The following is a 24,665-nucleotide window of genomic DNA, read 5'->3' as shown; positions in this document are numbered from 1 at the left end:
CAGATCAGTCTTCCGGGATGCCAAGGGCGCCCTTGGGGTATTGCATGGTCAGGCAGTGCAGGCTGCCACCCTGACGGATGATGGCCCGGCAGTCGATTTCCACGATTTCGCGCCCCGGAAAGGCCTCGGTCAGGCGATCGAGCGCGATGGCATCGGCGGGGTCGTCGTAGGCCGGCATCAGGACGGCATCGTTGAGGATCAGGAAGTTTGCGTAGGTCGCCGGCAGGCGCTGGCCATCGGGGCCGCGCTGCGGGCGAGGCCAGGGCAGGGGAATCAGCCGGTAGGGCGCGCCGGAGGCCTGGCGCAGCGAGCGCAGCTCCTCCTCCATGGCCGCCAGTTCGCCGTGGTGCGGATCATCGGGGTCGTCGCACTGGACATAGGCGATCGTGTCCGGGCTGCAGAAGCGGGCGAGGGTGTCGATGTGGCTGTCGGTGTCGTCCCCTTCGAGGTGACCATGTTCCAGCCACAGGACCCGTTGTGCGCCCAGATGCTCGTGCAGGCGGCGCTCGATCGTGGCCTTGTCCAGGTCCGGGTTGCGTGTGGGCTGCAGCAGGCATTGGGCAGTTGTCAGGAGGGTGCCGTCGCCGTCGGACTCGAGGCTGCCGCCTTCCAGCACCATTGCGATGGGCTCCGGCACGTTGGGGCCGAAGACGCCCTGCTGGGCCAGGGCAGTGGTGATCGCGTTGTCATGCTCTGCAGGGAATTTGCCGCCCCAGCCGTTGAAGGTGAAGTCGAGCAGGCGGGGCTGCGGCCCTTCCAGTACGGTAATCGGGCCATGGTCGCGGGCCCAGGTGTCGTCGGAGTCGGCCAGCGCGAACCACAGACGGTCGTTGCGGATGGCGGCCTCGACCAGAAATCCGGAGATCTCTTCGATGTGTTCCGGGTCGCGGGCGACGATCACCACCGGCTCGAAACGGCTGATCGCAGCCGCGAGGGTGGCAAAGACAGGGTGGACCCGGTCGAGTTCTCCGGCCCAGTCGGTACCGCTATGCGGCCAGGTGAGCTGAACACCGGCCTGCGGTTCCCACTCTGCTGGTAGACGCCGGGTATGGGGGGAAGATGCGCCGCCCGTCACGGCCGACGCGGGGTCTGTTCGCCGTGCACGATGCTGTGCAGCACGTATTCGCCCTCGAACACGACAGAGAAATCGCTGTAGTCCCAGCGGGTGATCGGCGGATCACCGACCGTGGGATGGCGCTGGCTGGGCTCGCCATGACGACTGCGCACCCCGGACTGGCTCTGGCCACGGGCTGGCAGCCCCTCACGGGTTTGCACTTCGAAGTCTCCGCTTGTGCCCCGCAGGATCTCGGCCTGCGCCTCGTTGACGGTCAATGGGGTCAGTGCCGTGGTCATGACCAGGACCGCCGCGGCAGCGACGGCGAGCAGGCCGCGCGGACGGGTAAGCGTTGGCTTTGCATGATTCCCTTGCATGAGACAAATCTCCGATGGCTCGCGGACGATAAACCACATGGTAGCGTCATCCTGTTGGCTGTGCCTCCCATCGTGAAAGTCTGTGCCATCGGGGATAGGCGCGCCCGTGTAACTCTGGCATGATTTCTCGATGTTCCGCCCGCTCCCGCTCTCCATTGGTCTGCGCTATACGCGCGCCAAACGGCGTAACCACTTCATCTCCTTTATCTCGGTCGTCTCGATCCTCGGCCTGGTGCTGGGTGTGATGGCGCTGATTACCGTGCTCTCGGTCATGAACGGCTTCGAACGCGAGCTGCGCGATCGCATCCTGGGCATGGCGTCGCATGCGACCATCCAGGACGTGAATGGTGGCTTGCGCAACTGGGAGTCGCTGAAGGAGCAGGTCGAGACGATCGACGAGCGAGTACTGGCGGTCGCTCCGTATGTCCAGGGCGAGGCGATGCTCAGTGCCACCGGGAACATCTCCGGTGCGCTGATCCGCGGGGTGGACCCGGGGGCCGAGGAGCGCGTGGCGCGGATCGGCGAGCACATGACTCAGGGCCGGCTCGGGCAGCTCGAACCCGGTGCCTACCGCATTGTGCTGGGGCGCGAGCTGGCAGCGGAACTGCGCGTGAGGGTAGGCGATTCTCTGATCCTGATGGCGCCACAGGCCTCGGTGTCGCCAGCGGGTGTAATGCCGCGCATGCGACGATTTGAGGTGGCGGGGATCTTCGAGGTCGGGATGTACGAGTACGACCGCGGGACTGCGTTTATTCATCTGCAGGACGCCCAGGCGGTCTTCCAGACCGGCGAGAGCGTCACCGGCCTGCGCCTGCGCCTGACGGACATGATGCGGGCGGGTGTGGTCTCGCGCGAGGTGGCCAGTCAGCTTGACGGGCTGTTCCGGGTGTCCGACTGGACGCGCCAGCACGCGAACCTGTTTCGCGCGATCCAGATCGAGAAGATGGTGATGTTCATCATCCTGTCCCTGATCGTCGCGGTAGCGGCCTTCAATATCGTTTCCACGCTGATCATGCTGGTGACCGACAAGCAGGGGGATATCGCGATACTGCGAACCCTTGGGCTGTCCCCCTCGGGGGTCATGCTGGTGTTCGTGGTCCAGGGGGTGGTGATCGGCGCGATCGGCATCCTGCTCGGCTCGGTCGCCGGTGTCGCGCTGGCGCTCAATATCGATGTCGTGGTGCCCTTTATCGAACGCGCGATGGGTATCGAGTTTCTCGCGGCCGATGTCTACTACATCAGTGACTTGCCGTCGGAACTGAAAGCATCCGATGTCTTTCGGGTGGGCGGGATTGCGTTCTTGCTGACCGTCGTGGCGACGCTGTTCCCGGCCTGGCGGGCGGCCCGTACACAGCCGGCGGAGGCCCTGCGCCATGACTGAGACTGTGCCTGTACTGGAGGCCGTGGGGGTCGAGCGGCGCTTCCGCGATGGCAAGCTGGACGTGGCCGTGCTGCAGGGCGTCGATTTTCGCCTGGAGCGGGGCGACCAGACGGCGATCATCGGTGCCTCGGGTTCCGGCAAGAGTACGCTGCTGCATCTGCTCGGGGGACTGGATCGCCCCACGGCGGGCGAGGTTCGGCTGCTGGGGCAGGAGTGGTCGCGCATGGGCGAGGCGCGCCGGGGGCGAATGCGCAACCAGCACCTCGGGTTCGTCTACCAGTTCCATCACCTGCTGCCGGAGCTGACGGCGGTCGAGAATGTCGCGCTGCCTCTGCTGATCCGGGGGACCTCCAGCCGTCGGTCGCGCCAGGAGGCAGAGCACTGGCTCGGGCAGGTCGACCTCGGGCACCGTGGTGCGCACAAGCCGGCCGAGCTGTCGGGGGGCGAGCGCCAGCGCGTGGCGATCGCGCGGGCGCTGGTGACGCGGCCGTCCGCGATTCTGGCCGACGAGCCCACCGGGAATCTGGATCAGGAGCGCGCCCAGCATGTGTTCGCGCTGCTGCGCGAGATGAACCGTTCGACCGGCACCGCGCTGGCACTGGTGACGCATGACATCACCCTCGCGCGCGAGCTGGATCGGTCGGTACAGCTGGTCAAGGGGCACCTGGAGCGCGAGCACTTCCACGGCCAGCTGGCCGACGACTGATCCGTCCGCTCGGGAGCGCTGGGTAAAGCCTTGCGAAGTTGCGGTCAGCCCTTGGCGTGCGTCGGCTACCGGCCCGAATCGTCTTTTTCCGCTTTTTCCCTTTCCCGCTCCTGACGCAACCGCCGCAACGCGCGACGGGTCCGCAGGCGCTGTACGACATTCACGCGCCACAGCACACGCACCAGCAGATATCCGGAGAGGCTGGCCAGCGTCGCGAAGAGCAGGCTGCCGAGCAGTAGCGGCTGCCAGATGGTCAGCAGCTCGGTACTGAACCATTCCCAACTCCAGTCGAGATGCACATCGCGGGGCGGCTCACCCAGCAGCTTGCGGCCGACGGTATAGGCCATATACAACATGGGAGGCATGGTGATCGGGTTGGAGATCCAGACCAGGATCACCGAGATGGGCAGGTTGACGCGCACAATCAGCGCGACAATCGCGGCGACCAGCATCTGCATAGGGATAGGCAGGAAGGTCACGAACAGCCCAACGGCAAACGCACCAGCCACGGAGCGGCGGTTCAGATGCCACAGATCCGGAGACCGCAGGCGCGGCCCCAGTGGGGAGAGTGCGCGATGGCCGCGCACGCCCTCCATGCCGGGGAACAGCCTTCTGATGATGTGCTTCGCCATGTCTGTGGGTATCTGTCGGACTCTCGCAGGCCCAATCCTGGGCGTGCATCCTACCTGCTAGGACTGGGCCCTGGGGAGAGGATTCCAACTCTTCCTGGACGGGACCGTGCGCCATGATGGTCGCGGTGCTGGGTCTGATCGCCGGTGTGTGGGGGTTGCACCAGCTCCCCGTCCTGCCTGTCTTGCTCGAAGGTCCATTGAGAGTGTTCCTGCCTGTCGCTGGCGCGCTGGTCGCACTTGGCTGGGTCCAGGCGGCTCGGCGAGGTTCTCCTTTCACGTGGTTGCCAGCAGCCTCGCTGGGGTTGCTCGCGGGCGTGTGGCTGGCACTCCCGCATGCGACGGACTGGTCGGGCAAGGTCGTGGGTCCCGAGTGGTCGGGAGTCGAGGTCTCGGTGCGGGCACAGGTGGTCAGTTTGCCGGAGCACGGGGAGCGGCGCAGCCGGTTCCGGGTTGGGGTGTCGGAGATCGAGCAGGGCAGCCCGGGGCTGGAGCTTGAAGGCCGCGAGTTGTGGGTGAGCACCTTCCCCGCGCGGCCGGCGATACAGGTGGGTGATTCGCTGCGGCTGGACTTGCGATTGCGTGGTGTCGACGGCCCCCGCAACCCCGGGGGATTCGATGCCGCAGGCTGGTTCTACCGCGAGGGGATGCACGGCAGCGCCGTTGCGCGTTCCGTTACCCCACTGGCAGGCGTGCACGAGGGGGCCAGGGGCCGCGTGGTCATGCACCGCCTTCGGGCCGCAATGCAGGCACGTCTGGAGCGCGCGGCACCGGATTTGCGTCACCCGGGCCTGGTGCAGGCGCTGGTCATCGGCAATCGTCAGGCCATGACCGAGAGTGAATGGCAGGCCTTTCTACACACCGGGACGAATCACCTGATGGCGATTTCCGGGTTGCATGTGGCCCTGGTGGCGGGGTTTGCCGGCGGCATTGCCGGATGGTTGTGGTCCGGGGTGGCCGTTATAAGACGGCTGCGGCGCTGGCTGTTCATGGGTGTGGTCGGGCTGGTGGCCGCCACGGGCTATGCGGTACTCGCCGGTTTCAGCATCCCGACCCAAAGGGCTTTGCTGATGCTGATTGCGCTCACGCTTGCGGTGCTGTCGCGTCGCGAGGGTGTTGCCTGGCGCGCCCTGGCCCTTGCCGCGGCCATGGTGCTGATTGTGCACCCACCGAGCGTGCTGGCCCCGGGGTTCTGGTTCTCGTTCGGCGCGGTGGCCGTGATCCTGCTGCTGTTGCAGGGTCGGGTCGGGACGACCGGCTGGCGCGAAGGCCTGCGCATCCAGGTCGTGCTGGCGATTGCGATGCTGCCGCTCAGTCTGGCCTGGTTCCAGCTGGGCTCCTGGGTCGCACCCGTGGCCAACCTGGTCGCGGTGCCGATGGTGACGCTATTGATCTTGCCGTTGTTGCTGGTCGGTGCCTTGCTCGCGTGGGGGTGGCCGGCCGCAGGTGGCTTGTTGTTAGGCATTGCGGATGGCCTGTTGGCACTGCTGGTGATGACGCTCGAGGCACTGGCAGGGATCCCTGTCCTGGTGGACCAGCGCCATGTGCCGGTGGCCGCGTCCCTGCTGGGCGGGGTGGCTGTTTTCCTGGCCTTGCAGCCGCTCGCCCGGCGATTGGCGCCCTGGATTGCAGTGGCTGCGATCGCCCTGGTCGCGCCGTTGCGCCCGGACTTTGCGGCCGGGCAGTGGCGCGTTCAGGTCCTGGACGTTGGCGCCGGGCAGGCCACCATCGTCGAGACCCGACGACACGCGCTGTTAATTGATGCGGGTCCGGGCCGGGAGGGCGGCTTCAGCGCGGGTGACCGGATTGTGGTGCCGGCCTTGCGGGCGGGCGGCATCCGCTCCCTGGGCACGCTGATGGTGACGCACGAGCATGCCGGGCACGCCGGCGGCGTGGCGGCAGTCCGGGAACAGATCTCGGTGAGGCGCACGCTGCGGCGCACCCCGGTGAGCCATGGCACTGACGAACGTTGCGAAAAGGGGGATCAGTGGAACTGGGACGGTGTGCGCTTCGAGGTACTCCATCCGCCGCCGGGCTGGAATGACGACTCGTCCGCGTCCTGTGTGCTGAAGGTGGAGGGGGCGGACGCGACCCTGCTGGTCATGGGCGGGCTGGATGGTCTCGGCGAGGCCGTGATGCGTCGGGGCACCGCAGGATTTGCGGTTGACTTGCTGGTAGCGCCGAGGACTTCCAACCCGCGCGCCCTGCAGGACGACTGGCTGGCGCAATTCCCGCCCGGTCAGGTTTGGGCTGCGACGACTGCCGAGGGTGCCGGTTTGCCCGACGAGGCACGGAAACGGCTGGAGCTAAGCGGTATTCCCCTGTACGAGACTGGGCGCAGCGGGGCGCTGGTCACGAGCAGTACCCAACTCGACAGCGCTCCGGCGACAGGCCGTCCGCGGCTGCGATTCTGGCATCCAATAAGCCCTGACCGAAATGAGCCCTGATAGAATAACGCCATGACCGAACACCGCTCCGACACGATCCGCCCGATTCGCTTTGAAGACGGCAACCTCTATCTGCTCGACCAGCGCCTGTTGCCGGGCGAGGCCGTGCGCCAGTGCTACACCGATGCCGGCGAGGTGGCGACCGCGATACGCGACATGGTCGTGCGCGGTGCGCCCGCCATCGGGATCACGGCCGCGTTCGGGGTCGTGCTGGCCTGCCAGAAAGCCCGGGGGCGGGACGACTGGCGCGAGCGCGTGGCCGCGGACATGGATCGCCTGCGGGCCTCGCGGCCCACGGCGGTGAATCTGTTCTGGGCACTGGACCGCATGGCCCGGGAGGTCGATGGCGCCCCGGATCCGGAGGCCGCCATTGAGGCGGCTACGACCGCGGCCCGGCAGATGCTGGACGACGACATCGCGGGCAACCGTCGCATGGGGCGGCACGGGGCTTCCTTGATTGAGCCGGGACATGCGGTGCTGACCCACTGCAATACGGGTTCGCTGGCCACCGGGGGCTATGGCACGGCCCTGGGGGTGATTCGCGCGGCCTGGGACGAGGGTCGGGTGACCGAGGTCTTTGCCGACGAGACACGCCCGTGGCTCCAGGGGAGCCGGCTGACCGCCTGGGAACTCGTGCATGACGGTATCCCGGTACAGCTGCTGTGCGAAGGGGCGGCCGCCAGTCTGCTGCGTTCCGGACGCGTCGGCTGGGTGATCGTGGGTTCCGACCGCATTGCGGCGAACGGCGATGTGGCGAACAAGATCGGCACCTATGGGCTGGCCCTCCTGGCCCGTGCCCACGGCGTGCGCTTTATGGTCGCGGCCCCGTTGTCGACCATCGACTTCGACATGCCGGACGGGGAGGGTATCCCGATCGAGCAGCGCGCCGAAGACGAGGTTTTGGCGCTCGCCGGGAAGCGCGTGGCCGCGGACGGCGCCCGGGCCTACAACCCGGCGTTCGACGTCACGCCGGCGCACCTGGTCGACGCGATCGTGACCGAGCACGGTGTGGTCGAGGCGCCGGATCGGGACAAACTGGCCGCCCTGCGGCGGAAAGCCGTCGCTGGAGAGCCTGTTGTGGAGGGCTGACAGCGCCGGATCACGGTGTTTCACAGTGGTGCACCCCGGCTGAGAGCTACGGAGGGGCGATTTCAGGCCCATTTGCTAGGTCCCAGTGGTTACCCCTGTGGTATGATCGCGAGCTTGTTCAGACGGACGGCGTAACCCTCGATGGCTGAATTTGCCAAGGAAATCTTCCCGGTCAATCTCGAAGACGAGATGCAGCAGTCCTACCTCGATTACGCGATGAGCGTAATCGTGGGCCGGGCCCTCCCCGATGTCCGTGACGGCCTCAAGCCGGTCCATCGCCGCGTGCTCTACGCGATGCGCGAGCTGGGCAACGACTACAACAAGCCGTACAAGAAGTCGGCGCGCGTGGTCGGTGACGTGATCGGTAAATACCACCCGCATGGTGACTCCGCCGTCTACGACGCCATCGTGCGCATGGCGCAGCCGTTCTCGATGCGCTACATGCTGGCCGACGGGCAGGGCAACTTCGGCTCCATTGACGGTGATTCCCCGGCCGCCATGCGTTATACCGAGGTGCGCATGGCGCGCATCGCGGCCGAGCTGCTGGCCGATATCGACAAGGAAACCGTCGACTTCATCGACAACTACGACGGCTCCGAGACGGAGCCGGCGGTACTGCCGAGCAAGTTTCCCAACCTGCTGGTCAACGGCTCCGCCGGGATCGCGGTGGGGATGGCGACCAACATCCCGCCGCACAACCTGCGCGAGGTGATCAACGCCTGTGTGGCGCTGATTGATGACCCGGAGATCTCCATCGAAGGTCTGATGGAGCACGTGCCGGGCCCCGATTTCCCGACGGCCGGGATCATCAACGGCGTGGAAGGCGTGCGCGAGGCCTATCGCACTGGTCGTGGCCGGGTGCTGATCCGGGCGCGCTCGCATGTCGAGCCGCTGGAGGGCGGACAGCGCGAGGCGATCGTCGTCACCGAACTCCCGTACCAGGTGAACAAGGCCCGCCTGACCGAGAAGATCGCCGAGCTGGTCAAGGAAAAGCGCATCGACGGCATCTCGGAGCTGCGCGACGAGTCGGACAAGGACGGCATGCGCCTGGTCATCGAGCTCAAGCGCGGCGAGATGGCCGAGGTGGTCCTGAACCACCTGTACATGCACACGCAGATGCAGAACGTCTTCGGCATCAACATCGTCGCCCTGGTTGACGGCCAGCCGAAGGTGCTGGATCTGCGTCAGGTGCTGGAGTCCTTTCTGCGGCATCGCCGCGAGGTGGTTACCCGCCGCACGATCTTCGACCTGCGCAAGGCGCGCGAGCGCGCCCATATCCTGGAAGGCCTGGCGATCGCGCTGGCCAACATCGACCCGGTGATCGAACTGATCCGTGCCGCCCCCAACCCGGCCGAGGCCAAGGCCGGCCTGCTGGCGCGCAGCTGGCCGCTGGGCGTGGTCAGCGACATGCTCGACCGGGCCGGGGCCAGCGCCTCGCGTCCGGAGGATCTGGCAGCGGACTACGGCGTGGGCGACGACGGCTATCGCCTGTCCGAGGCCCAGGCGCAGGCGATTCTGGATCTGCGCCTGCACCGCCTGACCGGGCTGGAACAGGACAAGATCCTCGACGAATACCGCGAGTTGCTGGACCTGATCGAGGACCTGCTCGACATCCTCGGCTCGGGTGAGCGCCTGCAGCAGGAGATCCGCAACGAACTGCTGGCCGTGGCCGAGCAGTTCGGCGACGAACGCCGTAGCGAGATCCGCGAGCGCCAGGCGAACCTCACCCTGGAAGACCTGATCGGCGAGGAAGACGTCGTGGTGACGCTCTCCCACGCCGGCTATGTGAAGTACCAGCCGGTGGCCGACTACCGCGCGCAACGCCGAGGCGGTCGCGGCAAGGCGGCCGCGAGCTTCAAGGAAGAGGACTTTGTCGACCGGTTGCTGGTCGCGAACACGCACGACACGGTGCTGTGTTTCTCCAGCCGCGGGCGGGTCTACTGGCTGAAAGTCTATGAACTGCCACAGGGTTCGCGCGCCTCGCGTGGCAAGCCGATCGTGAATCTGCTGCCGCTGGAAGCGGACGAGCGAATCAACGCCATCCTGCCGGTGCGCGAGTACGACCCGGACCACTATGTGTTCATGGTGACCGCGCGCGGAACGGTCAAGAAGACCCCGCTGACCGACTTCTCGCGCCGCCGCTCGACCGGGATCATCGCGGTGGATCTGCGCGACGACGATTACCTGGTGGACGTTTCGCTTACCGATGGCCAGATGGACGTAATGCTCGTTACCACGGCCGGCAAGGCAGTGCGCTTCTCCGAGAACGACGTGCGGCCGATGGGCCGTACCGCCTGCGGTGTGCGCGGCGTGCGCATGGAATCGGATCATCGCGTGATTGCGCTGCTCAATGTCGCCGAGGGTGCCGCCTTGCTGGCCACCGAGAACGGCTACGGCAAGCGGACTCGCTTCGACGAATTCCCGGTCCACCGTCGTGGCGGCCAGGGCGTGATCGGGATCCAAACCGAGGGGCGCAACGGGCCACTGGTCGGGGCCGCGCGCGTGCTGGAAGACGACGAGGCGATGCTGATCACCACGGGCGGTACGCTGGTGCGTACACCGGTGGACCAGATCCCGCTGATCGGGCGCAATACGCAGGGTGTGCGGCTGATCCGCCTGGACGAGGGCGAGCGCCTGGTGGAACTGGCCCGGGTCGAAAAGCTGCAGGGCGAGGATGAAGACCTGGACGACGACAGCGACAGCGAGGACGACGAATCCACGCAGAACACCATGGACAACGGAGATCCGGAATGAGCCGAGTGCATAACTTCAGTGCGGGGCCGGCTGCGCTGCCGCAGGCGGTCCTGGAACGGGCACGCGAAGAACTGATCGATTTCCATGGCGCCGGGATGTCGGTTATGGAGATGAGCCATCGCGGCAAGCCGTTCATGCAGGTTGCCGAGAAGGCGGAGCAAGACCTGCGCAAGCTGATGAACATTCCGGACAACTACAGTGTGCTGTTCCTGCAGGGTGGGGCGACCGGCCAGTTTGCGGCGATCCCAATGAACCTGCACTCGGGCGGAAAACCGATGGACTACATCGACACCGGGGCCTGGTCGGGCAAGGCGATCAAGGAAGCCCAGAAGTTCGGGCCGGTGAATATCGTCGCCAGCTCGCAGGCCAGTGGCTACGCCTCGATCCCGGCGCGCGACAGCTGGAATCTGGACCCGAATGCCGCCTACGTGCACTACACCCCGAACGAGACGATCGGTGGCGTGGAGTTTCACGAGGTCCCGGATGTCGGGGGCAAGCCGCTGGTGGCGGACATGTCCTCCACCATCCTCTCGCGCCCGATCGACGTGTCGAAATTTGGCGTGATCTACGCGGGCGCGCAGAAGAACATCGGGCCCGCCGGGCTGACCGTGGTGATTGTTCGCAATGACCTGCTGGACAAAGAGTCGAATCCGAATCTGCCGGCGGTGGTCGACTGGACGCTGCAGGCGAAAAACGACTCCATGTACAACACGCCGCCGACCTTCGGCTGGTACTTGGCGGGACTGGTCTTCGAGTGGCTTCTGGAGCAGGGCGGGCTGGACAAGATGGCCGAGATCAACCAGCGCAAGGCCGAGAAACTCTATCATTTCGTGGATAACTCGGCGTTTTATCGCAACCCGGTCGAGCCGGATGCGCGTTCGTGGATGAACGTGCCGTTTATCCTCGCGGACGACTCGCTGGATGGTACGTTCCTGAACGAGGCCGATGCCGCCGGGCTGTCGTCGCTGAAAGGGCATCGTTCGGTGGGCGGTATGCGCGCTAGCATCTACAACGCCGTGCCGGAGAGTGCTGTGGACGCGCTGATCGAGTTCATGGCGGACTTCGAGAACCGCCACGCCTGAGCGTGTCCCCCTGGGGTAACCGATCACGGAGGACCCGGATGTACCGCATACAGACCTACAACAATATCGCCATACGCGGGCTGGATCGCTTCCCGCGGGACCGTTACGAGGTCGCCTCGGACATCAATCAGCCCGACGCGCTGATGCTGCGCTCGTTTAATCTGCACGATGTCGATATCCCGGAGTCCGTGCTGGCCGTCGGGCGGGCTGGCAGCGGGGTGAACAATATCCCGGTCACGGCGCTGTCGGACCGTGGGGTTGCGGTATTCAACGCGCCCGGGGCCAACGCCAATGCGGTCAAGGAGCTGGTGATCGCCGGCCTGCTGCTGGGCGCGCGCAATCTGCTCCCGGCGGCCGGCTATGTGCAGGAGCTGGACCCGAGCAAGGACGACTTCATGGCCGCGGTCGAACACGGCAAGAAGCGGTTCACGGGCTTCGAACTGCCCGGGCGCAAGCTCGCCGTGCTGGGACTGGGCGCCATCGGTGTCGGCGTGGCCAATGCGGCCAAGGCCCTCGGCATGGAAGTCGTGGGTTTCGACCCCAAGGTCACGGTCGAGAATGCCTGGCGCCTCGATTCGGACATCGAGCGGGCGCGCTCCGTGGAAGCTGCCCTGGAGGGTGCCGACGCGGTGACGGTACATGTACCGCTGACCGAGAACACTCGCCATATCGTCAATGCCAAGGGGCTGGCTGGTATGAATCCAGGCGCGATGGTGCTGAACCTGGCGCGCGAGGGCATCGTCGATGACGAGGCCGTGCGCGAAGGGCTCGATGCCGAGCGGCTGCACGCCTACATTACCGACTTCCCGGTGCCCAACATGCTGGGCCACCCGCGGGTCATCACGCTGCCGCACCTGGGGGCTTCGACGACCGAGTCGGAAGAGAACTGCGCGGTGATGATCGCCGACGAGCTGCGCGACTATCTCGAGAACGGCAATGTGGTCAATTCGGTGAACCTGCCGACCCTGGTGCTGGACCGCAAGGGCGACACCCGCATCGCGGTGGTCAACCGCAATCTCCCGGATCGCGTGGCGCGCATCTCGCATGTCCTGGGCGAATCCAACCTGAACATCCTGCACCTGATGAACGATTCCCGTGGGGATCTCGCGTATACGCTTTTGGACGTGGACGGCAAGCCCGACCCGTCTACGCTGGATGCGTTGCTGCAGATTGATGGCGTGCTGCGCGCACGGGTGCTGTAGATCGTGACGAAGAAGGGGCCATCGCCGAAAGCCGCTACGGGGCCGGAAGACCTCGGGTCCTTGCGCAACCGCATCGACGCGCTGGACGGGCAGTTGCTGGAGCTTCTCAGCGAGCGTGCACGCTGCGCCGAGGCGGTCGCGCGGGTCAAGCGCGACTTCGAGCCGAATCCGGTCTTCTACCGGCCGGAGCGCGAGGCCGAGATCCTGCGGCGCGTGCGCGAGGAAAATCCCGGGCCCTTGTCCGGCGAGGCCGTGGTCCGGCTGTTCCGGGAGATCATGTCCGAGTGTCTGGCGCTCGAGCACCCGCTGACGGTCGCCTATCTGGGCCCCGAGGGTACGTTTACCCACCTGGCGGCACGCAAGCACTTTGGTCATGCGGTGGAGACCACCCCGCTGACCTCGATCGATCAGGTGTTTGGCGCGGTGGAAGCCGGGCGGGCGCAGTTCGGTGTAGTGCCGATCGAGAACAGCTCCGAGGGCGTGGTCACGCATACCGTGGACTGTTTCCTCGATTCGCCGCTGCAGATCTGCGGCGAGGTCGTGACGCCGATCCATCATCATCTTCTGGCGCAGGCCGAAGACCTGAGCCAGGTTCGCCGTGTCCGCGCGCACGCCCAGGCACTGGCCCAGTGTCGGCAGTGGCTGGACACCCACCTCCCACACGCGGAGCGCGAGGCGGTGTCCTCCAACGCGCGGGCGGCGGAGGTCGCGGCGAAAGATCCGGAAAGCGCGGCGATCGCCAGCCGCGTGGCCGCCGAGCACTATGGTGTTCCACTGCGGGTGCAGCATGTCGAGGATCGCGCGGACAACACCACGCGCTTCCTGATTATTGGCACCGCGTCCACCGAGCCGAGTGGTGCGGACCGGACTTCAATCATGCTTAGTACCGCGAACCGGCCAGGGTCGCTGTATGCACTGCTCAAGCCGATCGCAGAGGCCGGCATCAGCCTGACCCGGATCGAGTCGCGGCCCTCGCGCTGCACCCAGTGGACCTATGTGTTTTTCCTGGATCTGGTGGGCCACCAGAAGGATCCGGCAATCCAGGATTGTCTGGAACAGCTGCGCCAGACCGCCGATACCGTCAAGGTGCTGGGGAGCTACCCCCAGGCCGCTACCTAACCGAGACATTCCATGGCTTCACGCAACCCCGCGTCCGATATGAACCCGGGTGGCTTTGATGCCGCCGCGCTTGTCGTGGATGGCGTTCGGGGCCTGACGCCCTATCAGCCCGGCAAGCCGATCGCGGCGCTCGAGCGGGAGCTGGGTATTCAGCAGGCGATCAAGATGGCCTCCAACGAGAATCCGCTGGGGCCCTCGCCCCAGGCGGTGGAGGCCGCGCGCGCGGCGATGAGCGAGGCCCACATCTATCCCGATGGGGCAGGCTTCGAACTCAAGGCCGCGCTAGCCACTCGGCATGGTGTCGATCCGGATGCCATTACCCTCGGCAATGGGTCCAACGAGATCCTGGAGCTGATTGCGCGGGCGTGGCTGGCGCCCGGTCGTACCTCGGTTTTTTCGGCTCATGCCTTTGCGGTATATCCGCTGGTTACCCAGGCGGTGGGGGCCGAGGCACGGGTGGTCGAAGCGCTGCCTGCGACCGACCTGGAACAGCCCTACGGGCATGATCTGGCGGCGATGGAGAAAGCCGTGGATGACGCCGTGCGGGTGGTGTTCGTGGCCAATCCGAACAACCCGACCGGGACCTGGGTCGGGCGCGCGGCGCTCGAGGCCTTTGTGGCGGCGATGCCGGCCACCACGCTGGTGGTGATCGACGAGGCGTATGCGGAATACGTTGAACAGGAAGACTATCCCGACACCACCCAGTGGGTCGCGCGCTACCCGAATCTGATCGTGACCCGCACGTTTTCCAAGATTCAGGGCCTTGCCGGCCTGCGCCTGGGGTACTCCATCAGCTCACCCGCGGTCGCGGAACTGCTCAATCGCGTGCGCCAGCCGTTCAATGTTAATGCCGTGGCACAGGCTGCGGGCCTCGCCGCGCTGGGGGACTCCGCCCATATCGAACGTTCGGTGCGCGTCAATCGCGAGGGCCTGCTGCAGCTGGGCGAGGGGCTGCGCGAGCGGGGGCTGCGCGCGATCCCGTCTGTAGGCAACTTCATCACCTTCGACACCGGGCGTGATGCGGGGCCGGTGTACGAGGCGCTGCAACACGAAGGCGTGATTACGCGCCCCGTGGAGAACTACGGGCTGCCCGGGCATCTGCGGGTGACGGTCTCCACGGCCGAGGACAACGAACGCTTCCTGCAGGCACTGGATCGAGCCCTGGCATGATCGAGCGGCTGGTCATCTTTGGGGTTGGCCTGATTGGTGGCTCGCTCGCGCTCGCCTTGCGCGAGGCGGGAGCGGTACGCGAGATCGTGGGCTGTTCGCGCAATGCGGACAACCTGCGCGAGGCCGAGCGTCTGGGCGTGATCGACCGCTGGACGACCTCGGTGGCGGAGGCCGCGGAAGGGGCGGATATCGGCGTACTGGCAGTGCCGCTGGGGGCAATGGGCCCGCTGGCACGCGACCTGGCCGGCTGCTGGCCGGACGACAGCCCGTTGACGGACGTCGGCTCGAGCAAGCAGGCCGTGATCGACGCGGTGACCGAGGGCTTTGGCACCACGCCGCGCCAGTTTGTGCCCGGTCACCCCATTGCCGGGACCGAGAAGAGCGGGGTGGCGGCGGCATTCCCCAGCCTCTTTCGGGACCGGCTGGTGATCCTGACCCCGGCGGATGCGACCAACCCGATGGCCAGCGATCGCATTGCACAGATGTGGCAGGCGACTGGTGCGCGGGTGGAATTCATGACACCCGCCCACCACGACCGGGTGCTCGCGGCGACGAGCCATCTGCCTCACGTGCTGGCCTACACGCTGGTGGCGTCACTGTCGGACATGAGCGAGCGCGACGAGATCTTTCATTATGCGGCGGGCGGCTTTCGCGATTTCACCCGCATTGCCTCGTCGGACCCGGTGGTCTGGCGCGATATCTGCCTGGCCAACCGCACGGCCATCCTCGAGGTGATCGAACGCTACCAGGGTGACCTGGAGCAGTTACGCGGGATGATCGAATCGGCGGACGGGCCCGCGATCGAGACGCGCTTTCGGCACGCAAAGGAAACCCGGGATCGTTTTTGTGACCCGGCGGATGCACAACTGGATACCTGACAGATGAACACCTTTACCGTACAGCCGGGGGGCACGCTCTCCGGTGTCGCCCGTGTGCCGGGCGACAAATCCATTTCCCATCGCTCGATCATGCTGGGTGCGCTGGCCGAGGGCGAGACGCGTGTCACCGGCTTTCTCGAAGGGGCCGATTGCCTGGCGACGCTGGAGGCCTTTCGCGCGATGGGTGTGCCGATCGAGCGCAAAGGGCCAGGCGAGGTCGTGATCCAGGGCCGGGGCCTGCAGGGCCTGCAGGCCCCGGATCGCCCGCTGGACATGGGTAACTCGGGGACCGCCATGCGGCTGCTCTGCGGGGTGCTCGCCGGGCAGTCGTTCGATAGCGAGCTCATCGGCGATGAATCCCTGACGCGTCGCCCCATGCGCCGGGTCACCGAGCCCCTGGCGCTCATGGGTGCACAGATCGAGACCAGTGAGGCCGGTACGCCGCCTTTGCGCATCCGTGGCGGCGCACCCCTGCGGGGCACCGATCATGTGCTGCAGGTGGCCAGCGCACAGGTCAAGTCCGCGATCCTGCTCGCGGGATTGTGGGCAGACGGGAAAACCTGTGTGACCGAGCCCGCGCCCACCCGGGACCACACCGAGCGGATGCTGAATGGCTTCGGCTGCGTCGTTACCCGGGATGGTCCCAAGGCCTGTGTGACCGGTGGCGGGCGCCTGCAGGCCAGTTCGGTGGATGTCCCGGCGGACATTTCCTCGGCCGCGTTCTTCCTGGTGGGCGCCAGCATCGCGACGGGCTCGCAGATGCGCCTGGAACACGTCGGCATCAATCCGACCCGGACCGGTGTGATCGACATCCTGCGCCTGATGGGCGCGGATATCCGCGTGGAGAACGAACGCGAAGCCGGCGGCGAGCCGGTGGCCGACATCGAGGTACATGCCACGCGCCTGAAGGGGATCGAAATCCCGACCGAGCTGGTGCCGCTGGCGATCGACGAATTCCCGGCCATCTTTGTCGCCGCGGCCTGCGCCGAGGGCGAGACGGTCCTGACGGGCGCGGAAGAACTGCGGGTCAAGGAGAGCGATCGCATTCAGGTGATGGCCGATGGGCTTCAGGCGCTGGGTGTGCAGTGCTCGGTGCAGCGCGATGGTATTCGCATTCTGGGCGGCGAGGGTTTCGCCGGCGGAGAGATCGACAGCCATGGCGACCACCGTATCGCGATGTCGTTCGCGATGGCCGGGCTGCGGGCCAGTGGCCCGATTCGCATTCGTGACTGCGCCAATGTGGCGACATCGTTCCCGGGTTTCGTGGACCTTGCCCGTAATGCCGGTCTGTCGCTGGAGGCGGCATGACGGCGGCGATCCCGGTGCTCGCCATTGACGGCCCGGGTGGTGCCGGAAAGGGGACGGTGTGCATGCGCGTCGCCGCGGCGATGGGCTGGCACCTGCTCGACAGTGGGGCCCTGTACCGACTGCTGGGCCTTGCGGCGCGCCAGCATGGGGTGGAGCTGACCGATATCGAAGGACTCGAACGCCTGGCCGGCGCACTGGACGTCAGCTTCGAGATCGACGGCGATGCGGCAAGGGTAACGACCCTGCTTGAGGGCCAGCCGGTGGACGTGCTCCTGCGCACCGAACAGGCGGGTTCCGATGCCTCGCAGGTCGCCGCGCTGCCCGCTGTACGCGAGGCATTGCTCGATCGCCAGCGATGGTTTGCTCAGGCCCCGGGGCTGGTCGCGGACGGGCGCGACATGGGCACCGTGGTGTTCCCGGATGCGGACCTCAAGATCTTCCTGACGGCCTCGGCGGAGGAGCGGGCGCGCAGGCGTTACATGCAGTTGAAGGAACAAGGACTTAGTGCTAATCTTTCCGCCCTTCAGGATGAGATGGAGGCGCGCGACCGCCGTGACCGCGAGCGTAGCGTGGCTCCCCTCAAGCCCGCCGAAGATGCCTGGGTGCTGGATACCACGGAACTCGACATCGTCAGCGTGGTGGACATGATCCTGGAGCGCCTCCGGGACGTACTCCCGGAACAAAGCCCCCGAATCGAGGGATAGCCTCGAAGCGGGTACATTAACGTTCAAACCCTCTTGTAGGAAGTTTCTTCAAGAGTTTGTTTAATCACAGGTTTTTAAATCCATGAGTGAAAGTTTCGCGCAACTGCTCGAAGAGAGCATGGCCTACACCCAGATGCAGCCGGGTGCCATCCTCAGTGCCACCGTCATTGAGGTCACCCCGGATGTGGTCGTGGTCAATGCCGGCCTGAAGTCCGAGGGGGTCATCCCCACCGAGCAGTTCATGAACGACGAGGGCGAGCTCGAGGTCAAGGTCGGCGATGTCGTCGAAGTGGCCCTCGAAACCCCCGAAGACGGTTTCGGCGAGACGCGCATGTCGCGCGAGAAGGCCAAGCGGGCCAAGGCCTGGGATCGTCTTGAAGGTGCGATGGAAGAAGAGCAGTACGTCACCGGCAAGATCTCCGGCAAGGTCAAGGGCGGGTACACCGTCGAGCTGGGAGACATCCGTGCGTTCCTGCCCGGTTCACTCGTGGATGTACGTCCGGTGCGCGATACCGCGTACCTGGAAGGCAAGGAACTGGAATTCAAGCTCATCAAGCTGGATCGCCGCCGCAATAACGTGGTCGTATCGCGCCGCGCCGTGGTCGAGCAGGAATACAGCGCCGAGCGCGAAGAACTGCTGAAGAACCTGCAGGAAGGCGCGGTCGTGAAGGGCATCGTGAAGAACCTGACCGACTACGGTGCGTTCCTGGATCTGGGCGGCATCGACGGCCTGCTGCATATCACCGACATGGCCTGGAAGCGCGTGAAGCACCCCTCCGACGTGGTCGAGATCGGCCAGGAAGTCGAAGTCAAGGTGCTGAAGTTCGACCGCGAACGCATGCGCGTCTCGCTGGGCCTGAAGCAGCTGGGCGAGGATCCGTGGGAGAACATCACCCGCCGTTACCCGACCGGCACCCGCATCTTCGGCAAGGTCACCAACATTACCGACTACGGCTGCTTCGTGGAAATCGAAGACGGCGTGGAAGGCCTGGTGCACGTGTCCGAGATGGACTGGACCAACAAGAACGTCAATCCGGGCAAGGTCGTGGCCATCGGCGACGAGGTCGAGGTGATGATCCTGGACCTGGACGAAGAGCGCCGCCGCATCTCGCTGGGCATGAAGCAGTGCCAGTCCAACCCGTGGGACGACTTCGCCGCCAACCACAATCGTGGCGAGAAGGTCCGTGGCCAGATCAAGTCGATCACCGACTTCGGTGTGTTCGTCGGTCTGGATGGCGGCATCGACGGCCTGATCCACCTGTCCGACCTGTCCTGGCACGAGGCCGGTGAAGAGGCGATCCGCAACTTCAAGAAGGGCGACGAAGTCGAGGCCGTGGTGCTGTCGGTGGATCCGGAGCGCGAGCGTATCTCCCTGGGTCTGAAGCAGCTGGACCGCGATCCGTTCTCCAACTTCGTGGCCGAGCACACCAAGGGCAGCATCGTGAAGGGTACGGTCAAGGAAGTGGACGCCAAGGCGGCCGTGATCGAGCTGGCTGACGGTATCGACGGCATCCTGCGTGCGGCCGATATCTCCCAGGACCGTGTGGAAGATGCGCGGACCGTGCTGAACGTTGGCGAAGAGGTCGAGGCCAAGTTCATGGGTGTGGACAAGAAGACCCGTGCGATCAGCCTGTCGATCAAGGCCAAGGACCGCGCCGAAGAGGCCGAGATGGTCTCCGACTACTCCGCGAGCGGTAGTGCGACGACCTCCCTTGGCGATCTGCTGAAGGAACAGATGGGCAAGAACGACTAAGTCCGTCACAATAAAGTCCACGGTGTCCGTACGGATGCCGTGGACTGTTTTTTATCCGCACACTGCGGATCTCTTTCTTCTGTCTGTGACGAGCGTCAGATGACCAAATCGGAATTGATCGAAAGCCTCGCCCAGAAATCGCCTCACCTGCCCGCACGGGATGTCGAGATGTGCGTGAAGGCGTTGCTGGAACGGATGAGTCAGGCCCTGGCGCATGGTCAGCGAGTCGAGATTCGTGGCTTCGGCAGCTTCTCCCTGCATTTCCGCCCGCCGCGTCTTGGACGCAATCCCAAGACCGGGGAAGGGGTGGCACTGCCGGGCAAGCATGTCCCGCATTTCAAACCCGGCAAGGAACTGCGCGAGCGGGTCAATAGCCCCGCGGTTGTCGACGAGTAATCGGCATGTCCGATCGACGGCGCCAGCAGGTCCGCAACGCAGTCGCGTTTGCCTTGCTGATCCTGATCTCTTCGGCGATCGGTATTCTTGTGGTGTTCAACGAGGGCCAGGTCACCCTGAGCCTGCCATGGGTAGACGTGCAAGCGCCCCTGGTAGTCCTGCTGGGCATTTCCGCGCTCGTGGGTGTGGTCGTCACGGCCGCCATTCTGCTTCTCCGTATCCGCCGACTGAACCAGAAGGTGGCGGACCTGCGCGCGGAGAATCGCGCATTGAAGACCGAGGTCGAGCAGATGCGAACGGCCCCGATGCGGGATTTTTATTAGTGCAATGCGGATCACTGTGCATGCCCGCGCTGGAGTCCATTTCGCCCACGCGCACAGTGCAGCCGGTGAAGGCTAGCCTTGAGGCACAAACGACGCGCCATGTCTTCCGCTACGTCCGAGAATCGATCGACCATATGGTTGGGATGGCTCGTTTCCTCTCCCGTGAACGCTCGTTTATTGATCACCCGATGTAACAAGATTGGTTGGCCAGGCCCTTCTCGTGGGTCATGTTGCAGGGTGTGGAAACGGGTATGCCTCGCAGCGTTCGCTCGGCCCTGTGGCCCGGCCCGAAAGCTGGGGTCGCTGTCCGAGTCCGGGAGCGTCACGTGATCAACGACTGGTTCTGGCTCTTGCTGCCCGTGGCGGCGGCAAGCGGCTGGTGGGTAGCCCGTCGCGTCCACCCGGAAGACCCAGGGGACCAGGAACCTTCCCTTCACCGTTACCTTGAGGGCGTCCGATATCTGCTGGACGACCGTACCGATGATGCCTTGCAGGCCTTCATCGAGATGGTGGAGGTCGACCACGAAACCTTTGAGACCCATGTGATTCTTGGACGCCTGTTCCGGCGTCGAGGCGAGGTCGATCGGGCGATCCGGATCCATCAGAACCTGGTGGCGCGTCCTTCTCTGAAGGACGAGCAGCGGGCCCAGGCGCTGAACGAGCTCGGGCAGGACTTTCTGCTAGCCGGCGTTCTCGATCGGGCCGAGGCGGTCTTCCGCGAGCTTGCGGACTCGCCGCATCAGGCGGTGCAGGCGCTGAAGGGCCTGCAGCATGTCTATGAAACCCAGCGTGAATGGGAGCGCGCGATCGAGGTCGGCACACGACTGAAAGCGCATAACGTGCCGAATGAACATCTTCGAATCGCGCATTATCACTGTGAGTTGGCGACTATTGCGCTGGAGCAAGGTGACCGCTCAACCTCCGCCGAGCGAGCGGCACAAGCAGAGGGGCTGGTCCCTGGGCTGTCGCGCGCGCTGCTGATCAAGTCCGAGATCGCGGAACGCGAAGACCGCATCGCCGATGCGATTGCATGCGGCCGTGAGGCCGTGGCCCGTACGCCACCGCTGGCACCCCTGGTCGTGCCGCGCCTCGAGCGGTTGCACCAGGCACTGCCAGGTGAGAACCGCCTGGGGCAGCTGGAGCAAACCCTGGAAGATCTGGCGAACAGCCGCGGTATCACCGTGGCGCGGATCGCACTGATGCGGTTGTACCGTCGCACCGGGCGGCTGGATGCCGCACTCTCCGAACTCGGGATGATCCTTTCGCAACGCCCGGTGCCGACATCGGGCTTGCTCGAGGCCGTGCGCTGGATGAAGATTCTCCCCGCGGTGCAGGAATACAGTGTGGAGTTCGCCGCGTTCGAGAAAGCGCTTTCGGATCAGCTCGGAAGCCAGCATCTGTACCAGTGCATGAACTGTGGCTACCAGGGTCGAGCGCACGTCTGGCAATGTCCGAGCTGTCGCCGATGGGATACCCTGCGGGGGCTGGATTTTGAACTCGATGCCTCTACCGAGGAGGCTGAAGATGCGCTGGTCCGCGAAGGGACGCGCTGAAACCCATTTAATCAGGAAGAGCCATGCGAGCAGTCGTTCAGTCCCCAGCCCCGCGTCTGATCGTGGCACTCGACTTTGCCGATGCCGACGGTGCCATCCAGCTGGCGCAGCGTCTCGATCCGTCATTGTGCGCCCTGAAGGTCGGGTTCGAGTTGTTTGTCGTGGCCGGGCCCGATTTATTGGGCAGACTGCACGATCTCGGCTTTCGGGTATTCCTCGATCTCAAGTTTCACGATATCCCCAACACAGTGGCCGCCGCCTGCAGGGCAGCGGCGCGAACCGGCGTATGGCTGGTAAATGTGCACGCCAGTGGTGGCTTGCAGATGATGCAGGCGGCGCACGAAGCGGTCCGCGAGGTCAATGATCACACCGCCGTTCTGGCGGTTACGGTTCTGACCTCCAGCGACGCACACACGCTGCGCGAGATTGGCGTTCAGCGCAGCCCGGAGGCCCAGGTGCGCCTGCTGGGCAATCTGGCCATCGCGCGGGCTGGGCTGGAGGGGCTGGTGTGTTCTGCGCAGGAGGCAAGCCTGCTGCGTGAGGAGCTGGGCTCTGGCCCGATGCTGGTGACCCCCGGAATCCGGCTTCCGGAGGCCGAAGGAGACGATCAGCGCAGGGTGATGACACCGGAGAACGCGATCAAGGCCGGTGCCAGCGCCATTGTGGTGGGGCGACCCATTACCCGGGCGGTCGATCCGGCGGCCGCTGCGACCGATTTCGCACATCGCCTGGAGAGGGTTTTCCAGAGCCGCTGATCCCGTTAGGATGACCTTGGCGCAAGGGTTGCGCCGGTTATCACTCAACATGGAGCAGTTAACATGAAAAATGCCATCTACTGTGTGAAATGCTGGTTCTTCGCCGCCTTGTGCGTGCTGCCGCTGGCGCTGGTTACGGCATCAGGCGGGCAGACGCCGGTGAATGTGAACTCGGCATCGGCGGATGAACTCGCGACGCTGGACAACATCGGCCAGGTCAAGGCCGAGGCGATCGTCGAGCATCGCGAGGCCCACGGTCCGTTTGCCTCGGTGCAGGCGCTGACGGACGTATCCGGCGTCGGCGAGCGCACGGTGGAGATGAATCTCGACCGTATCGAGGTCGAGTAGCCCGATCGAGGACGACGGGGCCGATCCCCGTCGTCTTTTCCCACCTGGAGTCAGGATGAACCCGAATACGCCACCGATCCGTACCGCTGTTTTTCCTGTCGCGGGCATGGGCACCCGCTTTCTTCCGGCCACCAAGGCCAACCCCAAAGAGATGCTCCCCATTGTCGACAAGCCGCTTATTCAGTACGCGGCCGAGGAGGCCGTGCGTGCGGGTATCGAGACCCTGGTGTTCGTGACCGGTCGCAACAAGCGTTCCATCCCCGATCACTTCGACAAGGCCTACGAGCTTGAAACGGAGCTGGAAGAGCGCGGCAAGACGGAGATGCTGGAGAAGGTGCGCAATATCGTGCCGTCCAACGTGACCTGTGTGTACGTGCGTCAGGCCGAGGCACTGGGTCTGGGACATGCGGTAGCCTGCGCGCGGCCGGTGGTACGCAACGAGCCCTTTGCGGTGATCCTGGCCGATGACCTGATCGAAGAAGAGCAGGGCGGTGCCACGAAGCAGATGGTCGAGGCCTTTAACCAGCATGGATGCAGCGTGCTGGGCGTGGAAGAGGTGCCGGCGGACCGCACCCATCAGTACGGCATCATTGATCCGGTGCAAACGGGCCCGCGCACCTGGGACGTACGCGGGATTGTGGAGAAGCCGCAGCCGGCGGACGCACCCTCCAATGTCGCGGTCGTGGGCCGCTATATCCTGACCCCGCGCATCTTCGAGCTGTTGGCCGAGCAGGAGCCCGGTGCTGGGGGCGAAATCCAGCTGACCGACGCAATTGCCAAGTTACTTCAGGAAGAGCGTGTAACTGCCCTTAATTTCGAAGGTCGCCGCTTCGACTGTGGAAGCAAGCTGGGTTATCTGGAGGCGACTGTGGAGTTCGCGCTGATGCACCCGGAGCTGAAGGACGACTTTGGCGCCTATCTGAAATCCCGCGCCAGCACCTCCTGAAGCCTCACCACCAGAACCTCCGCTGACGCGGACGTATCGGAAGCCTTCCGCGCCAGTACTGGATGGCGAGGAAGCCGAACGCCATCCCGCCCAGATGCGCGAAATGCGCAATACCGGCGAGGGTGCCCGAGATCCCCAGGTAGAGTTCCAGGGCGCCGTAGGCGATGACGAAGTACTTTGCCTTGATGGGGATCGGCAGGAAGAACAGATAAAGCCGCTGGTTGGGGAACATCATCCCGAACGCCAGCAAGACCCCGAACACGCCGCCGGATGCCCCAACAGTGGGATAGACCATCCCATTGTCGCCATAGGCGGTGACCATAAGCTGTACCAGCCCTGCGCCGATCACGCAGATGAGGAAGTACAGGGCGAAGGTCCTGGAGCCCCAGGCGTTCTCGATCTGCACTCCCAGCATCCAGACGGCAAACATGTTCACCGAGAGGTGAACGAGGCCTCCGTGCAGGAACCCGTAGGTCAACAGCTGCCAGAGCTGGAAGTCCGGCACACGTAGCCATTGCCCGTCCTGCAGGATCATCGATGGCGTTCCGATGGGCCACAGGGCGAAATGGGTCATCAGCCAGTCGCCCAGCCAGGGCAGGGCAAGAAAGAGCGCCACGTTGGTGATCAGCAAAAAGCCGATCACCGGTGGCATCATGCTGAAATCGGGGTGGCGCGGGTCCGGGTGCGTCAT

At 65.1% G+C, this 24,665-nt stretch carries 23 protein-coding genes; 19 read left to right on the top strand and 4 right to left on the bottom strand.

The annotated features are described in order from the left end of the window. Nucleotides 1–4: 4 nt before the first annotated feature. Complete coding sequence (locus G015_RS0111030) at nt 5–1,075, bottom strand: agmatine/peptidylarginine deiminase (RefSeq protein ID WP_038050191.1); 1,071 nt, start codon at nt 1,073–1,075, stop codon at nt 5–7. Beyond that, nucleotides 1,072–1,470, bottom strand: coding sequence for a hypothetical protein (locus G015_RS0111025; protein ID WP_018139256.1), 399 nt, complete (start codon nt 1,468–1,470; stop codon nt 1,072–1,074). Before G015_RS0111025 ends, G015_RS0111030 begins: the two co-directional genes overlap by 4 nt. 91 nt (nt 1,471–1,561) lie before the next feature. On the opposite strand from G015_RS0111025, the gene G015_RS0111020 reads away from it, so the two are divergent. Together G015_RS0111020 and G015_RS0111015 are read left to right on the top strand one after the other, a co-directional pair. Further along, entirely contained in the window at nt 1,562–2,812 is a 1,251-nt protein-coding gene (locus G015_RS0111020; RefSeq protein WP_020146708.1) for a lipoprotein-releasing ABC transporter permease subunit, read from the top strand. Further along, nucleotides 2,805–3,518: an ABC transporter ATP-binding protein gene (locus tag G015_RS0111015; protein WP_012982599.1), complete on the top strand. Its 714-nt coding sequence runs from the start codon at nt 2,805–2,807 to the stop codon at nt 3,516–3,518. Before G015_RS0111020 ends, G015_RS0111015 begins: the two co-directional genes overlap by 8 nt. 65 nt (nt 3,519–3,583) lie before the next feature. Here G015_RS0111015 and G015_RS0111010 read toward each other — a convergent pair whose 3' ends face one another. Next, on the bottom strand, nt 3,584–4,150 hold the full coding sequence (locus tag G015_RS0111010) for a DUF2062 domain-containing protein (RefSeq protein ID WP_012982600.1): 567 nt from the start codon (nt 4,148–4,150) through the stop codon (nt 3,584–3,586). 113 nt (nt 4,151–4,263) lie between these two features. Here G015_RS0111010 and G015_RS0111005 point away from each other — a divergent pair, with 113 nt between their 5' ends. From G015_RS0111005 to galU, 17 genes are all read left to right on the top strand, one after another. Further along, the gene (locus G015_RS0111005; RefSeq protein WP_012982601.1) at nt 4,264–6,594 is read left to right on the top strand and encodes a DNA internalization-related competence protein ComEC/Rec2; all 2,331 of its coding nucleotides are present in this window, start codon (nt 4,264–4,266) and stop codon (nt 6,592–6,594) included. Between the two features lie 12 nt (nt 6,595–6,606). Further along, a complete protein-coding gene (mtnA, locus tag G015_RS0111000) occupies nt 6,607–7,683 on the top strand; it encodes an S-methyl-5-thioribose-1-phosphate isomerase (protein ID WP_012982602.1) in 1,077 nt (358 codons plus the stop codon). Nucleotides 7,684–7,824: 141 nt separating this feature from the next. Continuing rightward, nucleotides 7,825–10,437: a DNA gyrase subunit A gene (gene gyrA / locus G015_RS0110995; RefSeq protein WP_012982603.1), complete on the top strand. Its 2,613-nt coding sequence runs from the start codon at nt 7,825–7,827 to the stop codon at nt 10,435–10,437. After that, on the top strand, nt 10,434–11,519 hold the full coding sequence (gene serC / locus G015_RS0110990; RefSeq protein WP_012982604.1) for a 3-phosphoserine/phosphohydroxythreonine transaminase: 1,086 nt from the start codon (nt 10,434–10,436) through the stop codon (nt 11,517–11,519). Before gyrA ends, serC begins: the two co-directional genes overlap by 4 nt. A 38-nt stretch (nt 11,520–11,557) precedes the next feature. Next, the gene (locus G015_RS0110985) at nt 11,558–12,721 is read left to right on the top strand and encodes a 3-phosphoglycerate dehydrogenase family protein (RefSeq protein WP_012982605.1); all 1,164 of its coding nucleotides are present in this window, start codon (nt 11,558–11,560) and stop codon (nt 12,719–12,721) included. Between the two features lie 60 nt (nt 12,722–12,781). Further along, the gene (gene pheA, locus G015_RS0110980; RefSeq protein WP_020146707.1) at nt 12,782–13,840 is read left to right on the top strand and encodes a prephenate dehydratase; all 1,059 of its coding nucleotides are present in this window, start codon (nt 12,782–12,784) and stop codon (nt 13,838–13,840) included. A 12-nt stretch (nt 13,841–13,852) separates the two neighbouring features. Further along, complete coding sequence (hisC, locus tag G015_RS0110975) at nt 13,853–15,010, top strand: histidinol-phosphate transaminase (RefSeq protein WP_012982607.1); 1,158 nt, start codon at nt 13,853–13,855, stop codon at nt 15,008–15,010. After that, on the top strand, nt 15,007–15,888 hold the full coding sequence (locus tag G015_RS0110970) for a prephenate dehydrogenase/arogenate dehydrogenase family protein (protein ID WP_012982608.1): 882 nt from the start codon (nt 15,007–15,009) through the stop codon (nt 15,886–15,888). The genes hisC and G015_RS0110970 overlap by 4 nt, the downstream gene beginning before the upstream one ends. A 3-nt stretch (nt 15,889–15,891) precedes the next feature. Next, the gene (gene aroA / locus G015_RS0110965) at nt 15,892–17,196 is read left to right on the top strand and encodes a 3-phosphoshikimate 1-carboxyvinyltransferase (RefSeq protein WP_012982609.1); all 1,305 of its coding nucleotides are present in this window, start codon (nt 15,892–15,894) and stop codon (nt 17,194–17,196) included. Further along, the gene (cmk, locus tag G015_RS0110960) at nt 17,193–17,900 is read left to right on the top strand and encodes a (d)CMP kinase (protein ID WP_012982610.1); all 708 of its coding nucleotides are present in this window, start codon (nt 17,193–17,195) and stop codon (nt 17,898–17,900) included. Before aroA ends, cmk begins: the two co-directional genes overlap by 4 nt. A gap of 82 nt (nt 17,901–17,982) precedes the next feature. Next, on the top strand, nt 17,983–19,653 hold the full coding sequence (rpsA, locus tag G015_RS0110955; protein ID WP_012982611.1) for a 30S ribosomal protein S1: 1,671 nt from the start codon (nt 17,983–17,985) through the stop codon (nt 19,651–19,653). A 39-nt stretch (nt 19,654–19,692) separates the two neighbouring features. Continuing rightward, on the top strand, nt 19,693–20,049 hold the full coding sequence (locus G015_RS0110950) for an integration host factor subunit beta (RefSeq protein ID WP_255349327.1): 357 nt from the start codon (nt 19,693–19,695) through the stop codon (nt 20,047–20,049). Between the two features lie 5 nt (nt 20,050–20,054). Continuing rightward, on the top strand, nt 20,055–20,372 hold the full coding sequence (locus G015_RS0110945; RefSeq protein WP_012982613.1) for a lipopolysaccharide assembly protein LapA domain-containing protein: 318 nt from the start codon (nt 20,055–20,057) through the stop codon (nt 20,370–20,372). A 326-nt stretch (nt 20,373–20,698) separates the two neighbouring features. Then, a complete protein-coding gene (locus G015_RS0110935) occupies nt 20,699–21,925 on the top strand; it encodes a tetratricopeptide repeat protein (protein ID WP_012982615.1) in 1,227 nt (408 codons plus the stop codon). Between the two features lie 23 nt (nt 21,926–21,948). Then, a complete protein-coding gene (gene pyrF / locus G015_RS0110930; protein ID WP_012982616.1) occupies nt 21,949–22,680 on the top strand; it encodes an orotidine-5'-phosphate decarboxylase in 732 nt (243 codons plus the stop codon). A 63-nt stretch (nt 22,681–22,743) separates the two neighbouring features. Continuing rightward, the gene (locus G015_RS0110925; RefSeq protein WP_012982617.1) at nt 22,744–23,028 is read left to right on the top strand and encodes a ComEA family DNA-binding protein; all 285 of its coding nucleotides are present in this window, start codon (nt 22,744–22,746) and stop codon (nt 23,026–23,028) included. 55 nt (nt 23,029–23,083) lie between these two features. Then, nucleotides 23,084–23,974: a UTP--glucose-1-phosphate uridylyltransferase GalU gene (gene galU / locus G015_RS0110920; RefSeq protein ID WP_012982618.1), complete on the top strand. Its 891-nt coding sequence runs from the start codon at nt 23,084–23,086 to the stop codon at nt 23,972–23,974. 4 nt (nt 23,975–23,978) lie between these two features. Here galU and G015_RS0110915 read toward each other — a convergent pair whose 3' ends face one another. Then, entirely contained in the window at nt 23,979–24,665 is a 687-nt protein-coding gene (locus G015_RS0110915) for a rhomboid family intramembrane serine protease (protein ID WP_012982619.1), read from the bottom strand.

The organism is Thioalkalivibrio sp. ALJ15, assembly GCF_000383695.1.
In the GTDB taxonomy this organism is placed as follows: domain Bacteria; phylum Pseudomonadota; class Gammaproteobacteria; order Ectothiorhodospirales; family Ectothiorhodospiraceae; genus Thioalkalivibrio.
The sequence above is the reverse complement of the archived record's forward strand: the minus strand, read 5'-3'. Positions and strand labels throughout refer to the sequence as shown.